Origin of the sequence: Streptomyces sp. T39, from assembly GCF_008042045.1 — a bacterium.
In the GTDB taxonomy this organism is placed as follows: Bacteria; Actinomycetota; Actinomycetes; order Streptomycetales; family Streptomycetaceae; genus Streptomyces.
Window position 1 is genome coordinate 1 of record NZ_RDBP01000033.1, and the last position, 22,577, is coordinate 22,577.

Consider the following 22,577-nt stretch of genomic DNA (forward strand, 5'->3'; position numbering starts at 1 on the left):
AGCCGGGGCGCCCGCCCACCCGCCGGCCGGGCGCCCCGGCTGCCCCGTGCCGCCCGTCGCGCGCCCGCGCCTCGGGCGGCACCCACCGTGGCGGACACGCCGTACCCCGTCGCGGGGTACCGGGCCCCCCGCTTCGGGCGGGCCCTCACGGTCAGGCGGTGGCGGGGGAGCGGTCGAGGTTCTCCTCGACCCACGCGCGGAGGGCGCCGAGCGGGACGGCCGCGCCGTGCCCGAGCGCGGTCAGCTCGTACTCGACGTGCAGCGGCACCGCCGGGTAGACCGTGCGCTCGACCAGACCCGCGTCCTCCAGCCGGCGCAGGGTCTGCGTCAGGACCTTGGGGCTGACCCCCTTCAGCCGGCGCTGGACCGCGCCGAAACGCTGCGGGCCGCCCTCCAGCGCGCCGATCGCCAGCGCGGCCCACTTGTTGGCGAGCAGGTCGAGCATCGCCCGGCAGGGGCACTGCGCCTCGTACACGTCGTGCGGGTCGTGCGCGCCGTTCGTGCACCGCGTGGTCACGGGACCACCCCCTTCGGAACTCTGCATACGTCACTCTTCATACTTCCCGAAAGATAGCAGTGTCCCTTGCGGGTAACTACACCCCGTTGGTTAGCGTGCGGGAGACGCGCCGGACAGCGGCAGCGTGACGGCGGGAGCCGTGCACCCACGATCAGGAGTCAGACGTGACCAGTCCCATGATGCGCGCCGTGCTGCAGGACACCTTCGGAGGTCCCGAGGTGCTGCGGGTCGCGGAGGTGCCGCGGCCCGCGCCCCTGCCCACGGAGGTCCTGGTGCGGGTGCACGCGGCGGGGGTCAACCCCGTCGACTGGAAGACCCGCGCCGGCGGCGGCATGGCCGGTGTCCTCGGCGACCCGCCGTTCGTCCTCGGCTGGGACGTCTCCGGAGTGGTGGAGGAGGTCGGGTTCGGCGTGACCACGCTCGCCCCGGGCGACGAGGTGTACGGGATGCCCTGGTTCCCGCGCCGGGCGGGCGCCTACGCGGAGTACGTCACCGCCCCCGCCCGCCAGTTCGCCCGCAAGCCCGCCTCGCTGAGCCACGCCGCGGCGGCGGCCGCACCGCTGGCCGCCCTCACCGCCTGGCAGATCCTCACCGACACGGCGCACGTCGCTCCGGGACAGCGGGTCCTCGTGCATGCCGCCGCGGGCGGGGTCGGGCACTTCGCCGTCCAGTTCGCGCGGCACCTGGGCGCCGAGGTCGTCGGCACGGCGCGCACGGCCCGGCACGAGTGGCTGGCCGGGCTCGGAGCGGCCCGTGCCGTGGACTACACCCGTGAGCGGTTCGAGGAGGCCGTCGACGGTGTCGACGTCGTGATCGACCTGATCGGCGACCACGACGACACGAGCCGCCGGTCGCTGCGGACGCTGAAGAAGGGCGGGCTGCTCGTCGCCGTGCCCGCCGGAGTGAGCGAGGAACTGCGCGGTGCGGCGGAGGAGGCGGGGGTGCGCACCAGCCCGTTCCTCGTCGAGCCGGACGGGCACGCCCTCGCCGAGATCGCGCGCCTGATCGACACGCAGGGCGTGGAGGTGGCCGTCGAGGAGACTTTCCCGCTCGCCGGCGCCGCCCGCGCCCACACCCAGGGCGAGCAGGGCCGCACCCGGGGCAAGCTGGTCCTGGACGTGCGGAGCTGACCCCCGTCCGCGGCCGTCCGCCGCGGCCCGATCCGGGCGGGAGCGGCGGCCCCGCGGCCCCTTCTCGCGCCGCCCCGCACCGTTCCTACTATGGCGGCGTGGACGACATCGACGCGATCGCGGTGCTGCAGGATCCGGTGCGGCGCAGGCTGTACGAGTACGTGGCGGCCCAGGGCCGTGAGGTGGGCCGCAACGAGGCGGCCGAGGCGGCGGGCGTGACCCGTACGCTCGCCGCCCATCATCTCGACAGGCTGACCGAGGCCGGACTGCTGGACAGCGGCAGCCGCCGCCTGACCGGCCGCACGGGCCCCGGAGCCGGGCGGCCCGCGAAGGTGTACACGCGGGCGCGCACCGAGCGGTCCGTGTCGCTGCCCGCCCGCGACTACCGCACCGCCGCCGAACTGCTGGCCGAGGCCGCCGAGCAGGCCGGCCTGGACGTCCCTCTGCGCGAGGCCGCGCGCCGCCGGGGGGAGAGCCTGCGCGGCTCGGCGGCGCCCTGCGGAAGCCTGGACGAGGCGAAGGAGATGCTGGCCGCCCGCGGCTACGAGCCCCATGAGGAGGAGGCCGAGGGTGCGCCGCGGGTCGTCCGGATGCGCAACTGCCCCTTCCACGACGTCGCCGAACGCTTCCCGCCGCTCGTCTGCGGCATGAACCTCGCGCTGCTGGAAGGGCTGTTCGGTGCGGACGGGCCTGTCGCGGCCCGGATGGACGCGCGGCCGGGGGAGTGCTGCGTCGTGGTCGAGGATTCTAAAAACAAAGATGATTGACATAGAAAAGCGGCCCGTGCTGGGATGAGGACATGACCGCAGCCGCGCACGGCGCCCACCTCGCCCAGCTCAACGTCGCCACCCTCCGTCACCCCCTCGACGACCCGCGCATCGCCCCCTTCGTCGACCTGCTCGACCCCATCAACGCCGCCGCCGACGGCACGCCCGGCTTCGTGTGGCGGCTCGTGGGCGAGGGGAGCGACGACGCCACCGCCCTCCGCCCCGCGGGCGAGAACGTCATCGTCAACCTCACGGTGTGGGAGTCCCAGGAGGCCCTGTGGGACTTCACCTACCGCAGCGGCCACCTGGAGGCCGTGCGCCGCCGTCGCGACTGGTTCGCACGGCATGTCGAGGCACACCTCGTCCTCTGGTGGATCCCGGTGGGACACATCCCGTCCGTCGCCGAGGCCCTGGAGCGCCTCGCCGGCCTCCGGACCCACGGCCCCACCCCGCACGCCTTCACCTTCACCTCCTCGTACACCCCCGCCGAGGCAGCCGCCCACGGGTCCGTCCCCCTGCCGGCCGGTGACACGGCGGCGCCGTAGCCGCGCCGGCGGGCGGCGGAGCCGGCCCGCCCGCTCCCCCGCGTTCCGGGGATCGGATTCCGGGTACTCGCGCGCACATGACGTACGTGACCGCAGGCCAGGAGTACACACGCGACAGCCGCTACCTCGCCACCCGGATCACCGCCGACGGGCGCGAGGGGTACCCGGTGGAAGCCGGCCGGTACCGCCTGGTCGTCAGCCGCGCGTGTCCATGGGCGAGCCGGGCGGTGATCGTACGGCGGCTGCTCGGACTGGAGAAGGCCCTGCCGATGGCGATCGCGGGACCCACCCACGACGAGCGCAGCTGGACGTTCGACCTCGATCCCGGCGGCCGCGATCCGGTGCTCGGCATCGAGCGGCTGCGCGACGCGTACCTGGCCAGGGACCCGGGTTACGACCGGGGCGTCACGGTGCCCGCCGTCGTCGACGTGCCCACCGGCGCGGTGGTGACCAACGACGTCTCGCGGATCACCCTCGACATGTCCCTGGAGTGGACCGCGCACTGGCGGGAAGGGGCGCCGCTGCTCTACCCGCCGGCGCTCCGTTCGGAGATCGACGCGGTGAACGACGTGGTCTACCGCGAGGTGAACAACGGCGTGTACCGGGCCGGATTCGCCGGGTCGCAGGAGAAGTACACCGAGGCGTACCAGCGGCTCTTCGCCCGGCTCGACCGGCTCTCGGAGCGGCTGGAACGCAGCCGTTACCTCGTCGGCGACACCCTCACCGAGGCCGACGTCCGGCTGTTCACCACCCTGGTGCGCTTCGACGCCGTCTACCACGGGCACTTCAAGTGCAACCGGCAGAAGCTGTCGGAGATGCCGGTGCTCTGGGCCTACGCCAGGGACCTGTTCCAGACGCCCGGTTTCGGTGACACCGTCGACTTCGACCACATCAAGCGGCACTACTACGTGGTCCACGACGACATCAACCCGACGGGGATCGTGCCCGAGGGCCCCGACCTGGCGGGCTGGCTCGCACCGCACGGACGCGAGGAGCTGGGCGGACGGCCGTTCGGCGACGGCACCCCGCCCGGGCCGCCGCCGCCCGCGGAGGTGGTCCCGGCCGAGCACGCTCCGCGCGCCTCCTGAGCCCGGCCCGCACCGGCGCCGCGCGCACCCCACGGTGTTCGTCATTCCTGACGAAGGGGGTTCCGGGGACGCGCGCGGCTCACGTCGGCAGCTCGTGGCCCGACCTCAGGTCGGCTTGCGCCACACGGAGATGTGCTTCGCCGAGTCCTGGGTGAACGGCGCCCCGTCCCAGTCCGCGACGCGACGTTCCAGCTCCAGCCCGGCGATCCGTGCCATCAGATCGAGCTCCGCCGGCCAGGCGTACCGGTGCCGGGAGGTGCCGCGACGGTAGCGGCCGTCGTTTCCGTCGCGGGTGAAGTGGTGCGATACGAGAATCTGCTCGACCAGGTCGAGGGTGTCGAAGCCGAGATGCAGCTCGGAGACGTCGAACGGCACCGCGACCTGGCCGGGCGGCAGGAACCGCAGCGGCGGCACGCCCAGCTCGACCACGAACCGGCCGCCGGGCTCCAGATGACGTGCGGCGTTGCGGAAGCACTCGACCTGCTCGTCCTGGGTGAGCAGGTTCGTGATGGTGTTGTAGACGAGATAGACCAGCGTGAACTCGCCGGCGACGACGGTGGTGGCCATGTCCCCGATGGTCACCGGGAGCGTGCCCTCGTCGATCTTGCGCCGCAGTACCGCTGCCATGTGCTCGGACAGTTCGATGCCCACCACCGGCACGCCGCGTTCCCGGAGCGGGACGCCCACGCGTCCGGTCCCGATGGCGAACTCCAGCGCCCGGCCGTCACCGGCGAGGTCGGTGAGGAAGGCGAGAGTCGGTCCGAGAACGGCAGCCGAGGACATGCCGGTCTCCTCGGCGTCGTAGCGGTCGGCGGTCGCACGGGTCCACAGCTCACTGCTCGTCACGGGCGGCCACTGTGCCGGGTGCCGAGGGGCGCTGTCGACGCATTTACCGTCCACCGGCCCCGGTCCCACGGTGCGGGGCGAGCCGGTACGGACCGTCCGGGGCATCCTCCGGCCCGGAAGCGCGCCGTGCCTGCGAGGGGGCCGGCGCCGGCGTCCCGTTACCCTCTCGGGGTGACCCAGCACCCCGTACGCGACGAGCGGCGTCCCGCCAACGAAGGACGCCGGGCCGCCGCCCGCAACCGGGCCGCCCTGGTCGCCGCCGCGCGGGAGATCTACGCCGAGGACGGCCTGGACGCTCCGCTGTCCGCCGTCGCACGCCGCGCCGGGGTGGGGCAGGGCGTCCTCTACCGGCATTTCCCCGACCGGGCGGCGATCGCCACGGCCGTGCTGGAGGAGAACGTCCGGCAGATCGAGCAGGCGGCGGCCTCGCACGGGACGGATCTCGCCGGGACCCTTGGTGTCCTGACGTGGCATCAGGCGGAATCGGCGGCGTTCGTCGGCATCCTGCACGCCGTGGGCGCGGCCGCCGGATCCGTCGTCCCCCCGTACGCCGCCGCGCTGTCCGTGCGGGTCGAGCGTGCGCTGCGGGCACTGCTGCCGCAAGGGCACCGGCTGGCGGCGGAGGAGGACGATCTCATGATCGCCGTAGCCATGGTCTCCGGCGCCGTCACCGGCCCCACCCGCGAGCAGCGCACGCGGCGTGCCCTGGCGGCGTGGCGGCTGCTCGGTGTCGAGGTGGGACCGGTGCGGCCCTTCGAGGACCGTGACGGCTGACGGCTCCTTCCTGCCGGCGGGCGACGGGCGACGGCCCTCCTCCGGCCGGTGGGGCACCGGCCGATGCCCCTTCCCGGCCTGCCGCGCGACAGCAGGCACCCGACGCCACGCATCGGCGGGCATCGGCGCGGATCGGGGCGGCGTCAGCCGCCGTTGGACTGGCGGACGCCCTTCCCCGGTGCGTCGAAGGCGTAGAGAAAGCCCCCGGCGGGTCCGCTGACGGTCAGGTAGGCCCTGGTCCCGCCGGGCGTGATGGCCACGTTGGTGGCCGATTCGAGCCCTTCGGCCTCGCGGCCCCGGACTTCGACGGTGGCCAGGCGGTCGCCGTGCTTGTCGTACACCGCCATCGCCGGCCGGCCGTGCAGGGCCTGGTACACGTTGCCGTCCGCGTCCACGGCGATCGAGTCGGTCCGGGCGATGCCGCCGTCGACCCGGATGGCGGTGTGCCGGGAGGCCACCGTGTCCTTCCCGTCGAGGAGCAGGTAGGAGACACGGTTCTCGGTCAGCTCGCCGACCCACAGACCGCGGTACCTCCCGTCGAACGAGATGCCGTTCGGCGCCGCCAGTCCACCGGCCAGGACGGTGGCGCTCCGCCCCTCGCGGTCGATCCGCACCACGCGTCCGATCGGCTTCCCCTCGGACATGCCGCGTGAGTCGCTGATGTACAGATCGCCGTCCCGGTCGAAGGCGAGGTCGTCGGGGTTCATCGGCGCCCCGTCGACCGGGCCCGAGAAGAAGGTGCGCCGGTCGGTGCCGTCGGGGGAGAGGCTCACGATGTCGCCGTGGACGAAGTCGGTCAGGTACAGACGCCCGTCGTACGGGCTGAACTGGGCCGAGGTGTAGGCGCCGCGATCGTCGGTGTGCACCGGGCGCGACGTCTTCCGGCCGACGTCGACACGCAGCACCTTCGGTGCGCCGGCGGGGGCCGTGACGTCGACGACGAGCAGGTCGCCGTTCTCGTCGAACACCGGTCCTTCGAGCAGCGTCATGCCGGTCCCTTCGTGCACCTCCGTCAGCTGCATGACCTTCTGCGCGCGGATGCTCCGGTCCCCGCCGTGGCCGGCCGGTGCGGAGGCGCCCGGTCCGGCCGTCTGCGTCCCGCACCCGGTGAGGGCCGCCAGGCAGACGGCCGTGAGGGCGGCGAGGGATCGGATCGGGAGTCGTTGCATGGGTCGCTCTTCCTGTCCGAGGGTGCGCGGAAGCGGTCTCCGCCTCAACCGGACAGTGTTGTCCGGTACTTGCTACGGTAGAGCATGCCCGCTCAAGTCCCCTGTCTGCGGGCCTACTTGCCGGACGGCGTGCCGTTCCGGCGCGACCCGGAAGGAACGAGGTCCCCCCACATGACCCATGCTGACGCACTGTCACCCGAGGCGCTCGCCGCTCTGCGGCGGCGCTACGGCCTGGAACGGGAGCGGCGCGTGCGGCCCGACGGCGTGCGGCAGTACCTCGCCGCCGACGCCGGCTTCGGCTACTACGCCGACGACCCTTGCGCGGCGGCGGACACCACCGGCCGCGAGCCGTTGCGCGACACGGTGGACGTCGCGGTCGTCGGAGGCGGCTTCGGCGGCATCCTCGCGGGCGCGCGGCTGCGTCAGCGGGGCGTCGCGCGCATCCGGGTCGTCGAGAAGGGCGGCGACTTCGGGGGGACCTGGTACTGGAACCGCTACCCGGGCGTCCACTGCGACGTCGAGTCGCACGTGTACCTGCCGATGCTCGACGAGACCGGGTACGTGCCGGAGTGGAAGTACGCCCCCGGCGAGGAGATCCGGCGGCACGCGGTGCGGATCGCGGAGATGTCCGGACTTCGCGAGGACGCCCTGTTCTCCACCTCCGTCACCTCCCTGAGCTGGGACGAGGCGACCGAGGAGTGGATCGTCGCCACGGACCGGGGCGACGAGTTCCGGGCCGCGTACGTGATCACGGCCACCGGCACCATGTCCGAGCTGAAACTCCCCGGCATCCCCGGCATCGAGGACTTCGAGGGCCACACCTTCCACACCTCCCGCTGGGACTACGCCTACACCGGGGGCGGCCCCGACGGCGGCCTGACCGGACTGGCGGGCAAGCGGGTGGGGGTCGTCGGCACCGGCGCCACCGGAGTCCAGGTCGTGCCCCTGCTGGCCGAGGACGCCGGACATCTCCATGTCTTCCAGCGCACCCCCTCCAGCGTGGACGTGCGCGCGAACCGCCGGACCGACGCCGCCCATGTCGGCGCCGGCCGCCACGGCTGGGCGCGCGAGCGCCGGGACAACTTCCTGCGCATCGTCTCCGGCGAGAGCGTCGAGACGGATCTCGTGGCCGACGGGTGGACCGCTTCGGCCGTCCTGCTGGAGAAACTTCTGCCCGGCTTCCGACGCCCCGGCGGGCGAGAGGGCTTCGAGGCGGCCTACGAGATGGCGGACGCGGTCAAGATGGAGGAGATCCGCGCCCGCGTCGACTCGATCGTCACCGACCCGGACACGGCGGAGAAGCTCAAGCCCTGGTACCGCTACGCCTGCAAGCGCCCCACGTTCTCCGACGCCTACCTCCAGGCGTTCAACCGGGACAACGTCACCCTGGTCGACACGGCGGACACGCACGGCATCGAGAGGATGACCCGGCGCGGTGTCGTGGTCGGCGGCACCGAGTACGCACTCGACTGCCTGATCTTCGCCACCGGCTTCTCCGTCGGCGTCTCCGGCGTGCACTCCGGCAGGCTGCCCGTGTACGGCCGCGACGGCGTCCGGCTCCAGCACGCCTGGCGGCAGCGGGGGCCGCGGACACTGCACGGATTCACCGGCCACGGCTTCCCGAACCTGATCCACCTGGGCGGTGTCCAGGGAGCGAGCAGCGTCAACTTCACCCATGTGCTCGACGAACAGGCCGAGCACGCCGCGGCGCTCGTCGCCGCCGCCGAAGCCGGGGGCGCCGTCGTCGAGCCGTCCCCCGAGGCCGAGGACGCCTGGCTCGCGGTGCTGGCGGCGGACGGTCCCGACCACGAGTGGTTCCATGCGGAGTGCACGCCCGGCTACTACAACGCCGAGGGCCGCGGCCGGCCGAACGGGCCGATCGCCTACCCCCATGGCGCGGTCGCCTTCCACGAACTGCTGCGGCGGTGGCGCGAGGAGTCCGTCGGCGAGGTCCTCCGGCCCCGCCGGTCCCCCCGGCGGTAGGGGGCGGCCGCGTCGGCGTGCGAGCCCGGCCGCCGCCCGGCCGGGCTCCGCCGCGAGCCGCGGCGAAGGCGTCCGGCCGCCCGTGCCGTCCGGTGGGGAAGCGTCCGGCGGTGCGGCGTCCGGCGGGGAAGCGTCCGGCTGTTCGTGCCGTACGGCGGTGCGGCGTCCGGCTGTTCGGGGGGAGGCGCTCGTCGTCCGCGCCCGTCCGTCGCGCCACCCGTGCCCGGCCGCCCGTGCTGCCCGGCCGCGAGGCCCTTGCCGTCCGGGGCGAGGTGCCCGGCCGCCCGCTCCGGCGCCCCCCGTCGCCGCCGGACGGCACGGACGGCCCGGCAGTCCCCCGCCGGCCGGGGACGATGCCTCGTCACACGGCGGACCAGCCGTCGTCCACGGGCAGGATCGCGCCGTTGACGTTGCTCGCGGCGTCCGAGGCGAGGAACACGATCGCCGCGGCCTGCTCCTCGGGCCGCGACACCCGTCCGAGGTTGACGAAGTGCGGGCCGAGCGTCGACGGTCCGTGGGCGGCCGGGTCCGCGGACACCGTGATGCCGGTCGCGGTGCCGCCCGGGCATATGGCGTTCGCGCGGATGCCGCTGCCGCGGTACATCACCGCCAGCGACTTCGTCAGGCCCACCACCCCGTGCTTCGACGCCGTGTACGCGGCACCCGCCGCGCTGCCCCGCAGGGCGGCCTCCGACGCGGTGTTCACGATGGCGCCGCGGCCCGCGGCCAGCATGTGCGGGAGGACGGCGCGGGCGAGGAGGAAGGGCGCGGTCAGGTTGACCCGGATGACCCGCTCCCATTCCGCGTCGCTCACATCGGCCGGTGCCGACATGCTGTCCATGATCCCGGCGTTGTTCACCAGGACGTCCACCCCGCCGTACCGCTCCACCGCGGTCCTCGTCACCCGGTCCACCACGGTCTGCTCGCTCAGGTCGCCCGGCACGGCCACGGCGACGCCCTGCGTCTCCCGGATCTCCGCGACGACCGCGGCGGCCCGCTCGGGATCGAGGTCCGCCACCACGACGCGGTCGCCCCGGGCCGCGAAGGCCAGGGCGGCCGCCCGCCCGATACCCGATCCCGCGCCGGTGACGATCACGCTGCGTCCGTCCACACCGCCGTCCATGGGGTGCTCCCTTCACGAAGGTGCCTGCCCGGTGCGCCGGTGCGCACCGCTGCGGCAGCCTAGCAACTTTATGTCTCTGTGTGACATAAAGTCCTGGTGGAGAATGCGGGGACACGGACCACCGGCGCCGGAGGGGAAGATGACCGCAGCTCACGGACGGACGGGGCGTCCTCCGCTGACCGAGGAACGCAAGGCCGCCATCCGGCTGGAGATCGCCCGTGCCGCGGTCGAGCTGTTCATCGCCCAGGGAGTCGGCGCCACCACCGGCGAACAGATCGGACAGGCCGTCGGCGTCTCGTCCCGCACCGTCTGGCGCTACTTCCCCACCAAGGAGTCCTGCGTGCGGCCGCTGCTCTCGACCGGCATCGACACGATCGCGACGGCTCTGCGCCGGTGGCCGCCCGGGCAGCCTCTCGACGAGGCGTTCGACGGGCTGTGGACCGCGGACGCCGCCCTGCCCGGTGCGGACGTCGGCGCCCTGGTGCGGCTCACCCGCACCGAACCGGGCCTGCGCGCGGTCTGGCTCCAGACCCACGACGAGGCGGAGCCCGCCTTCGCACGGGCCCTGGCCGAGCGGGGCGGGCTGCCCGACGACGACGTCCGGCCCGCCATCTGGGCCGCCATGCTCAACGCCGCCCTGCGCGCGGCGGTCGAACAGCACGCCTGCCGGACCGGCCCGGGCGCCGAGCGCGCCCGGGCCGATCTCATGGCGACCCTGCGCACGGCCCTGGCCGCCGCCGCGGCCGGAATCTCCTGAGGCCCGCGATACCGCACCCAGCGACACCGCACCCAGCGACACCGCACCCAGCGACACTGCACCCTGCGATACCGCACCCCGCGATACCGCACCCAGCGACACCGCACCCAGCGACACCGCACCCAGCGACACCGCACCCCGCGACGCCTCCCCGGTGCCCGCCGGGCCACCGTCTCCGCCGGGCGTGCACCTTGCCGGAGTGTCGTCCCCGCGCGCCCCGCCTGCCGGTCACCGGCGCCGCGGGCCCCACAGCCGGGTGCCCGACGGCGCTTCACGGACGCGGGCCGGTGCCCGGGCGGGCCGGGGCGGTGAGGGAGGCCGTGAGCGGGTGCCGCGGAGCGGTCAGCACCTCGTGGGCCGGCCCCTGTTCGACGAGCTCCCCGCCGTCCAGGACGGCGATGCGCGTCGCCACCGCGGCCACGTCCATGTCATGGGTGACCAGGACGAGGGACAGCTCCGGGCGCTCTCGCCGCACGGCGGAGAGCAGCTCCAGCAGGGCGCGCCGGGTGACGGTGTCGAGGCCGGAGGTGACCTCGTCGCAGACCAGCACCCTGGGGTGGGCCAGCAGGGCACGGGCGAGGGCGGCGCGTTGCAGCTCGCCGCCGGAGAGCCGGGCCGGCCGGCGCCCGGCCGTCTCGCCCGTCAGGCCGAGGCCCTCCAGGGTGTCCAGGGCCTCGGCCCGGGCGTCGTGCGGTGCGGCTCCCCGCAGCCGCACCGCCGTGCGGGCCACCTGCTCCAGGACCGGGCGGTGCTCGTCGAAGGCGGCCCGCGCGTCCTGGAAGACGTACTGCACGGCGGACAGATGGTCACGGCCGCGGGCCCGCACACTGCGCGGCAGCGGGACCCCGTCCAGCAGGATGTCGCCGTCGTGGTCGCGGTGGAGTCCGGCCAGGCAGCGGGCGAGCGTGGTCTTGCCGCTGCCGGAACGGCCGACGACGGCGAGGACCTCACCCGCGCCGAGCGACAGGGTCTCCGTGCGCAGCACCACGGTGCTGCCGTGCCGGGCCGTGAGGTCACGGGCCCGGAGGACGCCGGCGCCCCGCCCGTCCCCCGCGGTGTCCGCGGGCCCGGGCGCCGTGGTGAGCAGCGCCCGGGTCCACGGGTGCCGCGGCGCGCGCCAGAGCCGCTCCGGCGGCCCCGACTCCACCACCCGGCCCTCGTGCAGGACCAGGACCTCGTCGGCCAGGGCGCGCACGACGTCGAGGTCGTGGCTGAGCAGCACCACCGCGATGCCCTCCGCGGCGACGTTCGCCAGCTGTTCCACGATCCCGCGCTTCGTCAGCGGATCCTGGCCGGTGGTGGGTTCGTCCGCGACGATCACCCTGGCGCCCAGCAGCAGCGCCTGCGCGAGGACGATCCGCTGCTGCTGCCCGCCGGAGAGCTGGTGGGGGAAGCGCCCCAGCAGCTCCTCGCCCTCCGGGAGCCGAGCGAGCTTCAGGGCGCGCACGATGTGCTCGCGCGCGGCGGCCCGGCGTGCCGCACGGGGCAGCGTCCGGACCCGCGCGCGGGCGATGTCCCGCAGCAGGGCGCCGACCCGGCGTGCCGGGCCCAGCACCGAGCCGGGGTGCTGGGGGACGTACCCGACGAGGCCCTCCGGCACCCGGACATCGCCCCGCACCAGGGCCCCCGGCGGGAACTCGCCGAGCAGCGCGAGCCCCGTGGTGGTCTTGCCGCTGCCGGACGCGCCGACGAGCGCGGTGATCCTTCCGGGGACGACCCGCAGGTCCACCCCGTCGACGACGGCCCGGCCGCCCGCCTCGACGCGCAGGCCGGTGATCTCGGCGACCGCGGTCATGCCCGCCTCCTCTTCTGCAGCAGCGCGTCGACGAGCAGGTTGCTCCCCATGGTCAGCGCGACGATCAGCAGCGCGGGCACCACGACCGCCCAGGGCTGCACGAACAGGCCCGTGCGGTTGCGGTCGACCATCACCGCCCAGTCGGAGGCGTCCGGGCCGACGCCGACGCCCAGGAACGCGGCGGTCGCCACGAGGTACAGCACCCCGGTCAGGCGGACGCCCGCGTCGGCGGCGAGCGTCCGGCCCAGGGAGCGGCCCACGTACCCGACGGCCGTGCGCCACCAGCTCTCGCCCTGCATGCGCAGTGCCTCGACCGCCGGCCGGGAGGCGACCTCGGCCGCCGCGGCGCGCACGATCCGGGCCGCGTCGGGGATGTTCACCAGCGCGACCAGCAGCGTGAGGCCCGCCGGACCGGGGGTGAGCACCGAGGCCACGAGCAGGATCGTCAGCAGCGACGGGACGGCCAGCAGCACGTCCAGCGGCCGCATCAGCAGCTCCTCCAGCCAGGCGCGGCCGGTGAGCGCGCAGACCAGCCCGACCGGCAGCGCCACCAGGTAGGCGAGCACGGTCGCGGCCAGCGCCACGAGCACCACCGACCGGCCGCCGAGGAGCACCTGCCGCCACACGTCCCGCCCCGTGAAGTCCGTGCCGAGCCAGTGCCCGCCGCCGAGCGTGAAGGAGGCGGCGCGCGGCCCCGGCTCGCCCGCGAACAGCGGCCCCAGCAGGGCCAGGACGAGCGGTACCCCCAGAAGGAGGGCGCCCAGCGCGAAGCGCGGTTTCACGCCGCCACCCCCGCCCGGGGAGCGAACCGGCGCGTGACCAGGTCGGCGCCGAGGTTCAGCACCACGGTGGTGACCCCGAAGACCACCGCCAGGCCCTGCACCACGGGCACGTCCCGCTCGGCGACCGCGTTGATCAGCACCGTCCCGAGCCCGGGGATCACGTACAGCGCCTCCACGACGACGACCCCGCCCAGGAGCCAGTCGACCGTGCGGGCCAGCTGCTGGGCGGCGGGCGCCACCGCGCCCGGCAGGGCATGGGCGTACCGGACGCGTGCACCCGGGACCCCGTAGCGCCGGGCATGGGCGACGTACGGCGAGGCCAGGGCCTCGATCATGCCCGCCCGCACCAGACGTGCCAGGGAGCACACCGGCCGGGACAGCAGGACGACGACGGGCAGCACCAGCGCCGCCGGGTGGGCGAGCAGGTCCGTGCCGTAGCCGACGGCGGTCGGCGGCAGCCAGCCCAGCCGCAGCGCGAACACGGTGGTGAGCAGCACCCCGAACGCGAACTCCGGCACCGCGTAGACACCCAGCGTCGCGGAGCTGACGAGCCGGTCGGCGAACCGCCCCTCGTGACGGGCCGCCAGCACCCCCAGCCCCACCCCCGCCGGCACCAGCAGGGCCACCGTCAGCCCGGTGAGGAGCACGGTCGGACCGAAGCCGTCGGCGAGGTACGCGGTCACCGGCCGCCCCGAGACCAGGGACGTGCCGAGGTCGCCGCGGAGCAGACCGGCCGCCCAGTCCGCGAACCGTTCGTGCGCGGGCCGGTCCAGTCCCATGGCCTCGCGGGCGGCCGCGATCCGTTCCGGGTCCGGCTGGTCGCCGGCGAGCGCCACGGCCGCGTCTCCCGGCAGCGCCTCGGTCAGGGCGAAGACGAGGAGCACGACGGCCGCCGTCTGCCCGAGGCCGAGCAGCAGCCGCCGTGCGGCCCAGGGGACGGGTGCGCTCACGCCATCCACACCTTGTCGAACCGCGCCCAGTCGAGGGAGTTGGCGGGCGCCTCGGCCTCGACGCCGCGGACGCCGCGGGCGGTGCCGATGATCCAGTCGGCGAAGCCCCAGACCAGGAAGCCGCCCTCGGCGTGCAGCCGCCGCTGCATCCGCGTGTAGACGGCCGCGCGGTCCCCGGCGTCCCTGGTGGACTGCGCCTGCCGGTAGAGGGCGTCGAAGTCCTTGTGCCGCCACCGGGTGGCGTTGGTGGTGGAGTCGGTGAGCAGCCGCTGCGAGATGTGGGACTCGATGGGCATGGCGCCGGACCGGTAGGAGGCGAGCGTCCCGGAGTCGAGGATGTCCTTCCAGTAGCTGTCCTTGCTGCCGGTGCGCACGGTGACGGTGACGCCCGCCTTCGCCGCCTGGTCGCGGAAGATGGTCGCGGCCTCGGTGAACCCCGCGGCGACGGGCGAGGTGTCGAGGGTCACCCGCAGCCCCGCGGCGCCGGCCTCCCGGAGCAGGGCCCGGGCCCTGCCGATGTCCTGCTGCCGCTGGGGCAGGGCGGCGGCGTAGTACTCGCAGCCCTTGCCGAAGAGATCGTTGCCGATCTCGCCGGCCCCGGACAGGGCGCCGTTCACCAGTTCCTCGCGGTCGGCGATGAGGAAGAACGCCTCCCGCACGCGCCGGTCGTGGAACGGCGGCCGGTCCGTCTTCATGACGAAGGACTGCATGGCACTGTTGCGCAGCCGCACGATCGTGATCCGGTCCGATCGCTCGTGGGCGCGTGCGGTGGTGGGGTTCAGCTCGTGCGCGTACTCGACCTGGCCGCCGAGGAGGGCGTTGACCCGCGCGGACTCCTCGTTGGCGACGAGGAACTCCAGCTCGTCCAGGTACGGGGCGCCGTCCCAGTAGTCGTCGTTGCGGGCGACGACGGTGGAGCGGCCGGGTGCGAACGACACGAAGCGGAAGGGCCCGCTGCCCACGGGGGCCGTGTCGAAGTCCTGAGGGCGCTCGGGGACGATGTAGGCGCCGAACGCGGCGAGCACATTGGGGAATTCGGCGGTGGGGCGCTTGAGGACGAACTCCACGGTGCGTGCGTCCGGGGCGCGGCTGGCCCGCAGATCGACGGGCTCCAGCGACGCCTTGGCCCGGAACGCCTTCGCCGGGTCCGTGATGCGCCGGTAGCTGTACAGGACGTCCTGGGCGGTGACGGGCCTGCCGTCGTGGAAGACCGCCTCGCGCAGCGTGACCCTCCAGCGGGTCAGGCCGGAGTCGGGCTCCCACGAGGCGGCCAGACGCGGCCGGGCGGAGAGGTCCGGCCCGTAGTCGGCCAGCTTGTCGAAGAGGGCCTTGGAGCGCGCCACGTCGGCGAAGAGGTTGCCGAGATGCGGGTCGAGGGTCTCACCGGCGCCCCCGCCGGCGAAGGCGGCACGCAGCCGTCCGCCGCGGCGCGGGGTGCCGTCGCCCTTGCCCGGGGCGTCGGAGGGGGCGCCGGCGCAGCCGGTGAGCGCGAGGGCCCCGAGGCCGGCCGCCCCGCCGGCGGCGGCGAGGAAGCCGCGGCGGTGCAGCCCCGGGAAACGGTGCGCGCGGGCGGAGGGGGCGGGAGTTTCGTGCATGGCGGTGTCCTTGCGGTACGGGGGGACGACGGGGCGGTGTCCTTGCGGTACGGGGGGACGACGGGTGGGGGTGGCGGCGGGCTGCGGGAGCCGGGTCAGCCGCGGTTCCGGAGGCGGTGTCCTTGCGGTACGGGGGGACGACGGGTGGGGGTGGCGGCGGGCTGCGGGAGCCGGGTCAGCCGCGGTTCCGGAGACGGGCGACGAGATGGAGCCGGTCCGCGTCGGCGGTCCCGGCCGGGACGTCGCCCTCGCGCCACGGCGGATCGGTGCGGGGCCCCGGGCGGTCGTACAGGCCGAGCACGTCGAAGCCGTGCGCGGTGAGGAAGCGGCGCAGTTCCTGCGGGAACAGCAGCCGCCACGCGGAGCGCTGCTCGACCGGCGGGGCTCCGTCGTCGCGGGTCCACACCCGCGTGCGGCGCAGCAGTTGGGCCGCACGGTCCACGGACAGGGTGGTGACGGACCGGTGGACGACGCCCTCCCAGGTGAAGCTGTCGGCGCGGGGCGCGTCGAGGAGTTCCGTCCGGCCGAGGAAGAAGGCGCCGTTGCGCATCTCCGCGACGAGCAGACCGCCGGGGTTCAGGGACCGGCGGCAGGAGTCGAGGAAGCCGTCGAGCTCGTCGTTGGTGTGGCAGTACAGCAGTGCGCTGTCCAGGCACACGACGGCGTCGAAGGCGTCCTGTCCGAGATCGAAGCGGCGCAGGTCGGCCCGGACGTAGCGGGGGCCGGGGTGGTGGACGCGGGCGTGGCCGAGCATCGCGTCGGACAGGTCGGCGCCCGTGACGGTGCGCCCCGCCCGGTGCAGCTGCCCGGCATCGCGTCCGGTGCCGCAGCCGATGTCCAGGACCCGGGGGCCCGCCCCGTACCGCCGCAGACACGCCTCGGCCCAGCGCCCGGCGAGGCGGTGCGGGTCCGGGAAGCGGGCTTCGTAGAGGGCGGGGTGGTCGGTCAGCAGATTGGCGCCGGTACGGCGGCCGTTCATGGTTCGCTCCTTCTCGCAGAGGGGTCGCATCGCCTCCGGGACGCGCTCGGCTCACCCGGCACGGGCACGGGCACGATCACGCTGTCGCCACCGCCGCGGGGCGGCCGGGCAGGATCCGCAGGCGGTGCAGCCAGACGACGGCGGCCGCGGAGGCGAGTCCGACGGTGAGGCAGCACACCCACGGCAGCCAGGGCGCCCCGCTCCGTTCGCCGGTGTCCATGGCCCAGCCGACGACCGTGTTGCCGACGGCCGCGGCGACACCGGAGACCAGGTAGAACACGCCGAAGCGGGTGCCGGTCAGTTCGGGGCGGCCGAAACCGGGGATCAGCTCCATCACGAACGGCTGGGCGACCATGACGCCCACGTACAGCAGCAGGGCCCCGGCGAGCACGGGGAGCGCGCGGAGCACGGCCTCACCGGCGCCGTCCGGGGACGGCGCGCCGCCCGCGACCGCCATCGGCGGGACGAAGGAGAGCCCCATCAGCGCCAGGCCCGCCGCTATCCACCGGGCCCGGCTGCCCCGCTCCTTCAGCCGCCGGGTGAGGGGCAGTTGCAGCCACAGGCCGGCGAGCGTGCCGGTGAGGAAGACGACGGCCGCCGCCCCGTCCCAGCCGGTGGCCCGGCGTGCCCCGTCGGGAAGGAGCAGGTACAGCTGGCTCTCCAGGGTGAACAGTCCCGCCATGGCGAGGGCGAACGCCAGGAAGGCGCGGTTGCCCGCGACGTCGCGCCAGTCGGTGAGGACACCGTTCCCGCTCCGGACCGCCTCGCGGTGCGGCAGCACCACGGCCTGGGCGACGGTGAGCACGGCGAATATCCCGGCGGCGGTGAGCGCCGACGCCCGGAAGCCGACCAGCAGCAGCACGCTGCCGAGCAGCGGCCCGAGCAGGGAACCGGCCGTCGCGAACACGTTGAACAGGGCGAACGCCTCGGCCCTGCGTTCCCCCGCCTCCAGGGTGAGGAAGGTCCGCACGGCGGGGTTGAACAGGGCCCCGGCCAGACCGCTGAGCACGGAGGCGGCGAGCAGCACCACCAGTCCGTCGTCCAGGGCGAACAGCCCGAAGCCGACGGTGCGCAGAGCGCATCCGGCGATGATGACGCCACGCGCGCCGAGCCGGTCGGAGGCCGAGCCGCCGATGAGGAACAGGCCCTGCTGGCTGAGGTTGCGGACACCGAGCACGATGCCGACGGCGGCCGCGGACATGCCCGCGTTCTCCGTCAGGTGGACGGCCAGGTACGGGATCAGCAGGTAGAAGCCGGTGTTGACGCCCAGCTGGTTGACCAGGAGCAGGCGGATGGCGAGCGGGAAGGAGCGCAGCTCCCGCCAGGTCCTCATGTTCCCGTCCCCGTCCTCGACCCTGCCCCCGTGGGCTCGTCGGCGGCCGGCCGGACGCCGAGGCCCGGCGAGCGGCTCGCCCGTACGGTGCCGTCCGCGCCGCCGATGCCGGTCCACGGGTCGCGGGCGAGGAGGAGGTGGCCGTCGAGGTCGGCCCAGCGGGCCCGGTCGGCGATGTGGACGGCGGGGGAGATGCCCAGGGTGCTGGCGGTCAGACAGCCCAGCATCAGATCGGTGCCGCTGCCGGCCAGGAGCTCCGCGATGCGCAGGGCCGCGGTGACGCCACCGCACTTGGCCAGCTTCACATTGATGCCCTGGACGCGTCCGGCGAGCCTGCGGGCGTCCTCGGGCCCGGCCGCGTCCTCGTCCGCGACGACCGGCAGCGGTGAGCGTTCCGCCAGACGTGCCAGGGCCTCGGGATCACCGGGTGCCAGGGGCTGTTCGACGGCCTCGACGCCCAGGTCGGCGAAGAGCGGCAGCAGCCGCTCCGCGTCCCGGGGCGTCCAGCCTCCGTTGGGGTCCAGGAGCAGCCGCACGCGCGGAGCGGCGGCACGCACGGCCCGGACGCGTTCCACGTCGTCATGCGGATCGGGGGAGCCCGCCTTGACCTTGAGGATCGTGAAGCCGTCTCGGGCGAGGCGGTTCGCCTGGGCGGCCGCCCGCCCGGGCGAGGTGATGCCGATGGTGCGTGCGGTCCCGACGGACGGCGGCGCCCCGGTGCCGAGGAGCCGGTGGACGGGGACCCCGGCCCGCTTGCCGCAGAGGTCCAGCAGCGCCGACTCGACCGCCGCCGCCACCGCGGGCGGGACGTCCTGGTGCCACTCGCCGGAGCGCAGCGCGGCCAGCGAGGTCTCCGGATCGGGGAAGCGCGCGAGCTCAGGGGCGGCCTCCTCGCTCAGCAGCCGGCCGATGGTGCCCGCGTCGAGGCCGTAGTAGACGCTGCTGACGACCTCGCCCCACCCTCGCTCTCCCTCGTGCTCGACGCGGAGCCACACCGCGTCGCGCGCCGCCATGGTGGAGCGGGAGATGCGCAGGGGCTCGGTGAGTTCGAGGCGCACGGTGCGCCGGGTGACCTTCACGGGGTGCCCTCCGGTATCGGTGGCGCGGCGCGCTTCGCCAGCGGATCGGTGACCGCCCGGCACCGGACCCACCCGGTGGCCTCCACGGCGCGCGGGTGCGGGATCTCGACGGGCCGGACGGCCGCGGTGCCCGGGTCCAGGCCGTGGGCGGCGACGAAGTCGTCGTCGTAGACGCTGCCCAGGTAGCGGTGCGGTCCGTCGGGGAAGACGGTGGCGACCACGGCGCCGGGGTGGACACGGGCGGCCCAGGCGGAGACGAGCGCGACGGCGCCGGTGCTCCAGCCGCCACTCACGAAGGCGCTCCTGGCCAGCCGCCGGCACGCGCCCGCGGCCTCCGCCGGACCGACCCAGTGGACCTCGTCGAACGCCTCGTAGGCGACGTTGCGCGGGTGGATGCTGCTGCCCAGTCCGCGCATCAGCCGCGGCCTGGCCGGCTGGCCGAAGATCGTCGATCCGGTCGCGTCCACGCCGATCAGCCGCAGCGCGGGCCAGTACCGGCGCAGCGGGGCGACGACTCCGGCGCTGTGACCTCCCGTCCCCACACTGCACACCAGCACGTCCAGATGGTCGAGCTGGGCGGCGAGTTCGGCGGCCAGCGAGGCGTATCCGGCGTGGTTGTCCGGGTTGTTGTACTGGTCGGGCCAGTACGCGTCCGGGAGCCGCTCCAGCAGGTCGCGCAGTCGTGCCAGGCGGGCGGCCTGCCAGCCGCCCTCGGCCGCCGGGCGGTCCACCAGCTCCAGCCGGGCGCCGTGGGCGCGCAGCAACTGCCGCATCGAAGGCTCCAGTTCGGCGTCCCCGACCAGGACGACGGGATGTCCGAGGGCCTGGCCCGCGAAGGCGAGCCCGATGCCCAGGGTGCCGGAGGTGGACTCCACGACCGGGGCGCCGGGCAGCAGTTCGCCCCGCTCCTCGGCGCCGCGCAGCATGGAGACGGCGGCCCGCGCCTTCATGCCGCCGACGCCGAGCCCTTCGAGCTTCGCCCAGAAGCCCGGCTGGGGGCAGGGCAGATCGGCGGTGATGCGGGCGAGAGGCGTCCGGCCCATCAGGGCGAGCAGGTCCCGGTTGCCCGTGGGGGCGAGCACGGCGGCGGTCATGACGCCACTCCGCCGTACCGGTGCACGGTGCCGGGGCCGCCGTCGAGCCAGAAGAAGGGGTAGGGCTCCGCGCACACCGCGCTGACGCCCGCCCCGATGAGACGCGGCAGTACCGCGCTGCCCGTCTGCGCGAACATCACCAGCGGCTTGCCGTGCAGCAGCGCGTGCTCACGCAGCGGTTCGAAGGTGCTGTTGCCCAGGGTCATGCCGGACACCAGGAGGGTGTCGCACCGGTCGAGGTGGGCGAGGGCGTCGGTGCGCACCGGCTCGTCCCACTCCGTGGTGCCCCCCTTGAGATCGCAGGGGATGTAGGCCAGCCCCCGGTCCCGGAGCGCCTCCAGCAGCGAGTTCACCACGCCCACCACGAGCACGGTGCCGCCCGCGGGCGCGTCGAGAAGCGCGGCCACCGCGCGGGCCCTGGCCCGGGACTTCTCCAGGGACGTGCCGGCGGGCAGCGGGCAGGGCCGTGCCCCGTTGGCGGGGGTGTGGGGCAGGACGTGGGACAGGTAGGCGTCGAGCGCCGCCACGCGCACCGGCGCCAGGTCGTGCGCCAGCAGCCGCGCGACGTCCGCCCCGACGCAGCCCTCGACCGTGGCGTCGGGCAGTTCACCCGGCTCGACCGCACAGGACCCGACCGCCTCGGCGACGCGCAGGCTCAGGACCTCGTTGCGGTAGCCCCCGCCGCGCCCGTCGTGCCGTACGCACTGACGGGTCGTGAACGCCACGGAGACCCGCCGCGTCCGCGGATCGGGGCCGAAGTCGCCACGGAGCACGCGCTCGACGAGTTCGCCGTACGACGCGGCGCCGGCCGCCGGGGCAGTGGCCGCCGCCCTCATCGGGCCACGACCCGGGGCGAGAGCGAGGCGAGCAGGCTCTCGGCCCGGCCGCGGGCCCCGAGGCCGGCCGCGTCCCCGGCCATCACGTGCCCGAGGTACTCGTTGTTGCTCACGGCGGCCTCCACCGCCCTGCCCGGCTCGGCGAGCTGCAGTTCCAGCAGGCCGGGCGCGCCGCGCACCTCCTCCGCCCCGTCGATTGCCTTCAGTTCGCCTCCGGTGCGGGGGACGAGGAACGCGATGGCGGCGCTGCGCAGCCCGGTCCCCCGGGGACGCAGATCGGGCCGGTGGCCGAGGGCCACGTCGACGCAGGCGGCGGCGAGATCGATGCCGGTGACGTGACGGACGAGTTCGGTGATGCGGTTCCCTGCGGGCCGGGGGTTGACCTCCACGACGCGGGGGCCGCCGGCCGTCAGTTTGACCTCGGTGTGCGAGACGGCAGTGTCCAGGCCGAGCGCGTCGAGTGCGCGCAGGGCCGTCTCGCGGGCGGCCGCGGCGTCCGCCGGGGTGAGCGCGGCAGGGAACATGTGCCCCGTCTCGACGAAGGCCGGCGCCCCTCCCGTGCTCTTGTCCGTGACTCCGACGACATGGGAGGCGCCCTCGAACGTGACGGTCTCCACGCTCACCTCCGGGCCGTCGAGGAACTCCTCCAGAAGGACCGCGGGAGCGCGCCGCTGCCCCCGCGCGTTGACGGGGAACGCGGCGAGCGCCCGGAAGGCGGCGGCCAGTTGTTCCTCGTCGTCGATGCGCCGTACGTACATCCCGGCGCACAGGTCCACCGGCTTGAGCACCAGCGGGTAGCCGATCCGGTGCGCGGCCGCGGCGGTGTCGGCCCAGTCCGCGCAGACCGCGAAGCGGGGGCCCGGCACACCCGCGTCGGCCAGGATCCGCCGCGTCGCGTCCTTGCGGCACGCGGCCTCCACCGCCTCCGGAGGCGAACCGGGCAGCCCGAGCCGGGCGGCGATCCGGGCGGCCGCCGGCAGGTAGTAGTCGCAGGACGTGATCACACCGTCGAAGCCCAGCGCGCCGTGCGCCCGCTCCACGAACGGCAGCAGCGACGCACCGTCGTTGGTGTCCGCCGTCAGTATGTGGCGGGCCGCGAGCAGGGGGTGTGCCGTTCCCTCCGGGGCGGAGCGCAGGTAGTGGTGGACGTCCCGGGTGAGGAACGTGAATTCGTGCCCCGCTTCGCGGACGGCTCGCGGCAGCAGCCTGCTCATCGATCCGACCCAGCTTTCGAGCATCAGCAGATGCGCCACGGCTTCCCCTGTTCACAAGGCGGTTGAGGATTCACACGGTCCGGCGGCGCACCACGGGGGCGCGGCGCCTTGACCGACGCGCACACTATCGACAATGGTTGTCGTTGTCATCTGACACCCGGTCGGTTTCTCGTGATGCGAGACCCCGGCTCCCGCCCGGACGCACCACCTCCCAGCGAAAC

At 74.6% G+C, this 22,577-nt stretch carries 21 protein-coding genes; 7 read left to right on the plus strand and 14 right to left on the minus strand.

The genetic code is table 11. The features are described from left to right. Window positions 1-151: 151 nt before the first annotated feature. Window positions 152-517, minus strand: coding sequence for a winged helix-turn-helix transcriptional regulator (locus EAO77_RS21720; RefSeq protein WP_261994093.1), 366 nt, complete (start codon window positions 515-517; stop codon window positions 152-154). Window positions 518-696: 179 nt separating this feature from the next. Here EAO77_RS21720 and EAO77_RS21725 point away from each other — a divergent pair, with 179 nt between their 5' ends. The 4 genes from EAO77_RS21725 to EAO77_RS21740 all read left to right on the plus strand — a co-directional run bounded on the left by EAO77_RS21725 (window position 697) and on the right by EAO77_RS21740 (window position 4,047). Then, window positions 697-1,647 carry an NADP-dependent oxidoreductase gene (locus tag EAO77_RS21725; RefSeq protein ID WP_147990037.1) on the plus strand — a complete coding sequence of 317 codons (951 nt, stop codon included), beginning with the start codon at window positions 697-699 and terminating at the stop codon, window positions 1,645-1,647. 98 nt (window positions 1,648-1,745) lie between these two features. Further along, window positions 1,746-2,414 carry a helix-turn-helix transcriptional regulator gene (locus EAO77_RS21730; protein ID WP_147989973.1) on the plus strand — a complete coding sequence of 223 codons (669 nt, stop codon included), beginning with the start codon at window positions 1,746-1,748 and terminating at the stop codon, window positions 2,412-2,414. A gap of 32 nt (window positions 2,415-2,446) precedes the next feature. Continuing rightward, entirely contained in the window at window positions 2,447-2,959 is a 513-nt protein-coding gene (locus EAO77_RS21735) for a DUF3291 domain-containing protein (RefSeq protein ID WP_147989974.1), read from the plus strand. Window positions 2,960-3,036: 77 nt separating this feature from the next. Beyond that, window positions 3,037-4,047: a glutathione S-transferase family protein gene (locus EAO77_RS21740; protein WP_147989975.1), complete on the plus strand. Its 1,011-nt coding sequence runs from the start codon at window positions 3,037-3,039 to the stop codon at window positions 4,045-4,047. 105 nt (window positions 4,048-4,152) lie between these two features. Here EAO77_RS21740 and EAO77_RS21745 read toward each other — a convergent pair whose 3' ends face one another. Then, the gene (locus EAO77_RS21745) at window positions 4,153-4,893 is read right to left on the minus strand and encodes a class I SAM-dependent DNA methyltransferase (protein ID WP_147989976.1); all 741 of its coding nucleotides are present in this window, start codon (window positions 4,891-4,893) and stop codon (window positions 4,153-4,155) included. Window positions 4,894-5,064: 171 nt separating this feature from the next. Here EAO77_RS21745 and EAO77_RS21750 point away from each other — a divergent pair, with 171 nt between their 5' ends. Further along, window positions 5,065-5,667, plus strand: a complete 603-nt coding sequence (locus tag EAO77_RS21750; protein WP_147989977.1) for a TetR/AcrR family transcriptional regulator — start codon at window positions 5,065-5,067, stop codon at window positions 5,665-5,667. 143 nt (window positions 5,668-5,810) lie between these two features. Here the strand turns inward: EAO77_RS21750 and EAO77_RS21755 are convergent, their stop codons facing one another. After that, on the minus strand, window positions 5,811-6,836 hold the full coding sequence (locus EAO77_RS21755; protein ID WP_147989978.1) for an SMP-30/gluconolactonase/LRE family protein: 1,026 nt from the start codon (window positions 6,834-6,836) through the stop codon (window positions 5,811-5,813). Between the two features lie 171 nt (window positions 6,837-7,007). On the opposite strand from EAO77_RS21755, the gene EAO77_RS21760 reads away from it, so the two are divergent. Then, on the plus strand, window positions 7,008-8,819 hold the full coding sequence (locus tag EAO77_RS21760; protein ID WP_147989979.1) for a flavin-containing monooxygenase: 1,812 nt from the start codon (window positions 7,008-7,010) through the stop codon (window positions 8,817-8,819). Between the two features lie 361 nt (window positions 8,820-9,180). Here the strand turns inward: EAO77_RS21760 and EAO77_RS21765 are convergent, their stop codons facing one another. After that, a complete protein-coding gene (locus tag EAO77_RS21765) occupies window positions 9,181-9,942 on the minus strand; it encodes an SDR family NAD(P)-dependent oxidoreductase (protein WP_147989980.1) in 762 nt (253 codons plus the stop codon). A 139-nt stretch (window positions 9,943-10,081) separates the two neighbouring features. On the opposite strand from EAO77_RS21765, the gene EAO77_RS21770 reads away from it, so the two are divergent. Further along, window positions 10,082-10,699 carry a TetR/AcrR family transcriptional regulator gene (locus tag EAO77_RS21770; RefSeq protein ID WP_147989981.1) on the plus strand — a complete coding sequence of 206 codons (618 nt, stop codon included), beginning with the start codon at window positions 10,082-10,084 and terminating at the stop codon, window positions 10,697-10,699. A 271-nt stretch (window positions 10,700-10,970) separates the two neighbouring features. Here the strand turns inward: EAO77_RS21770 and EAO77_RS21775 are convergent, their stop codons facing one another. From EAO77_RS21775 to EAO77_RS21820, 10 genes are all read right to left on the minus strand, one after another. Beyond that, window positions 10,971-12,494 carry an ABC transporter ATP-binding protein gene (locus tag EAO77_RS21775; protein ID WP_147989982.1) on the minus strand — a complete coding sequence of 508 codons (1,524 nt, stop codon included), beginning with the start codon at window positions 12,492-12,494 and terminating at the stop codon, window positions 10,971-10,973. Further along, window positions 12,491-13,276: an ABC transporter permease gene (locus EAO77_RS21780; protein WP_147989983.1), complete on the minus strand. Its 786-nt coding sequence runs from the start codon at window positions 13,274-13,276 to the stop codon at window positions 12,491-12,493. Before EAO77_RS21780 ends, EAO77_RS21775 begins: the two co-directional genes overlap by 4 nt. Next, window positions 13,273-14,226 (minus strand): ABC transporter permease, encoded by a 954-nt coding sequence (locus EAO77_RS21785; RefSeq protein WP_147989984.1) that lies wholly within the window; start codon window positions 14,224-14,226, stop codon window positions 13,273-13,275. The genes EAO77_RS21780 and EAO77_RS21785 overlap by 4 nt, the downstream gene beginning before the upstream one ends. Beyond that, the gene (locus tag EAO77_RS21790; protein ID WP_147989985.1) at window positions 14,223-15,821 is read right to left on the minus strand and encodes an ABC transporter substrate-binding protein; all 1,599 of its coding nucleotides are present in this window, start codon (window positions 15,819-15,821) and stop codon (window positions 14,223-14,225) included. The genes EAO77_RS21785 and EAO77_RS21790 overlap by 4 nt, the downstream gene beginning before the upstream one ends. Window positions 15,822-15,996: 175 nt before the next feature. Next, on the minus strand, window positions 15,997-16,800 hold the full coding sequence (locus EAO77_RS21795; protein WP_147989986.1) for a class I SAM-dependent DNA methyltransferase: 804 nt from the start codon (window positions 16,798-16,800) through the stop codon (window positions 15,997-15,999). Window positions 16,801-16,876: 76 nt separating this feature from the next. Further along, entirely contained in the window at window positions 16,877-18,133 is a 1,257-nt protein-coding gene (locus tag EAO77_RS21800) for an MFS transporter (protein WP_147989987.1), read from the minus strand. Next, window positions 18,130-19,212, minus strand: a complete 1,083-nt coding sequence (locus EAO77_RS21805) for a mandelate racemase/muconate lactonizing enzyme family protein (RefSeq protein WP_147989988.1) — start codon at window positions 19,210-19,212, stop codon at window positions 18,130-18,132. Before EAO77_RS21805 ends, EAO77_RS21800 begins: the two co-directional genes overlap by 4 nt. Then, the gene (locus tag EAO77_RS21810) at window positions 19,209-20,306 is read right to left on the minus strand and encodes a PLP-dependent cysteine synthase family protein (protein ID WP_147989989.1); all 1,098 of its coding nucleotides are present in this window, start codon (window positions 20,304-20,306) and stop codon (window positions 19,209-19,211) included. Before EAO77_RS21810 ends, EAO77_RS21805 begins: the two co-directional genes overlap by 4 nt. Further along, window positions 20,303-21,142 (minus strand): Rossmann-like domain-containing protein, encoded by an 840-nt coding sequence (locus EAO77_RS21815; RefSeq protein ID WP_147989990.1) that lies wholly within the window; start codon window positions 21,140-21,142, stop codon window positions 20,303-20,305. Before EAO77_RS21815 ends, EAO77_RS21810 begins: the two co-directional genes overlap by 4 nt. Continuing rightward, a complete protein-coding gene (locus EAO77_RS21820) occupies window positions 21,139-22,395 on the minus strand; it encodes an ATP-grasp domain-containing protein (RefSeq protein WP_147989991.1) in 1,257 nt (418 codons plus the stop codon). The genes EAO77_RS21815 and EAO77_RS21820 overlap by 4 nt, the downstream gene beginning before the upstream one ends. Window positions 22,396-22,577 lie beyond the last annotated feature (182 nt).

Coding starts and splice junctions, on each gene's coding strand:
- EAO77_RS21725 (WP_147990037.1), top strand. CDS start 697: ATGCGCGCCGTGCTGCAGGACACCTTCGGAGGTCCCGAGGTGCTGCGG.
- EAO77_RS21735 (WP_147989974.1), top strand. CDS start 2,447: ATGACCGCAGCCGCGCACGGCGCCCACCTCGCCCAGCTCAACGTCGCC.
- EAO77_RS21740 (WP_147989975.1), top strand. CDS start 3,037: ATGACGTACGTGACCGCAGGCCAGGAGTACACACGCGACAGCCGCTAC.
- EAO77_RS21755 (WP_147989978.1), bottom strand. CDS start 6,836: ATGCAACGACTCCCGATCCGATCCCTCGCCGCCCTCACGGCCGTCTGC.
- EAO77_RS21760 (WP_147989979.1), top strand. CDS start 7,008: ATGACCCATGCTGACGCACTGTCACCCGAGGCGCTCGCCGCTCTGCGG.
- EAO77_RS21765 (WP_147989980.1), bottom strand. CDS start 9,942: ATGGACGGCGGTGTGGACGGACGCAGCGTGATCGTCACCGGCGCGGGA.
- EAO77_RS21770 (WP_147989981.1), top strand. CDS start 10,082: ATGACCGCAGCTCACGGACGGACGGGGCGTCCTCCGCTGACCGAGGAA.
- EAO77_RS21775 (WP_147989982.1), bottom strand. CDS start 12,494: ATGACCGCGGTCGCCGAGATCACCGGCCTGCGCGTCGAGGCGGGCGGC.
- EAO77_RS21790 (WP_147989985.1), bottom strand. CDS start 15,821: ATGCACGAAACTCCCGCCCCCTCCGCCCGCGCGCACCGTTTCCCGGGG.
- EAO77_RS21795 (WP_147989986.1), bottom strand. CDS start 16,800: ATGAACGGCCGCCGTACCGGCGCCAATCTGCTGACCGACCACCCCGCC.
- EAO77_RS21800 (WP_147989987.1), bottom strand. CDS start 18,133: ATGAGGACCTGGCGGGAGCTGCGCTCCTTCCCGCTCGCCATCCGCCTG.
- EAO77_RS21810 (WP_147989989.1), bottom strand. CDS start 20,306: ATGACCGCCGCCGTGCTCGCCCCCACGGGCAACCGGGACCTGCTCGCC.
- EAO77_RS21815 (WP_147989990.1), bottom strand. CDS start 21,142: ATGAGGGCGGCGGCCACTGCCCCGGCGGCCGGCGCCGCGTCGTACGGC.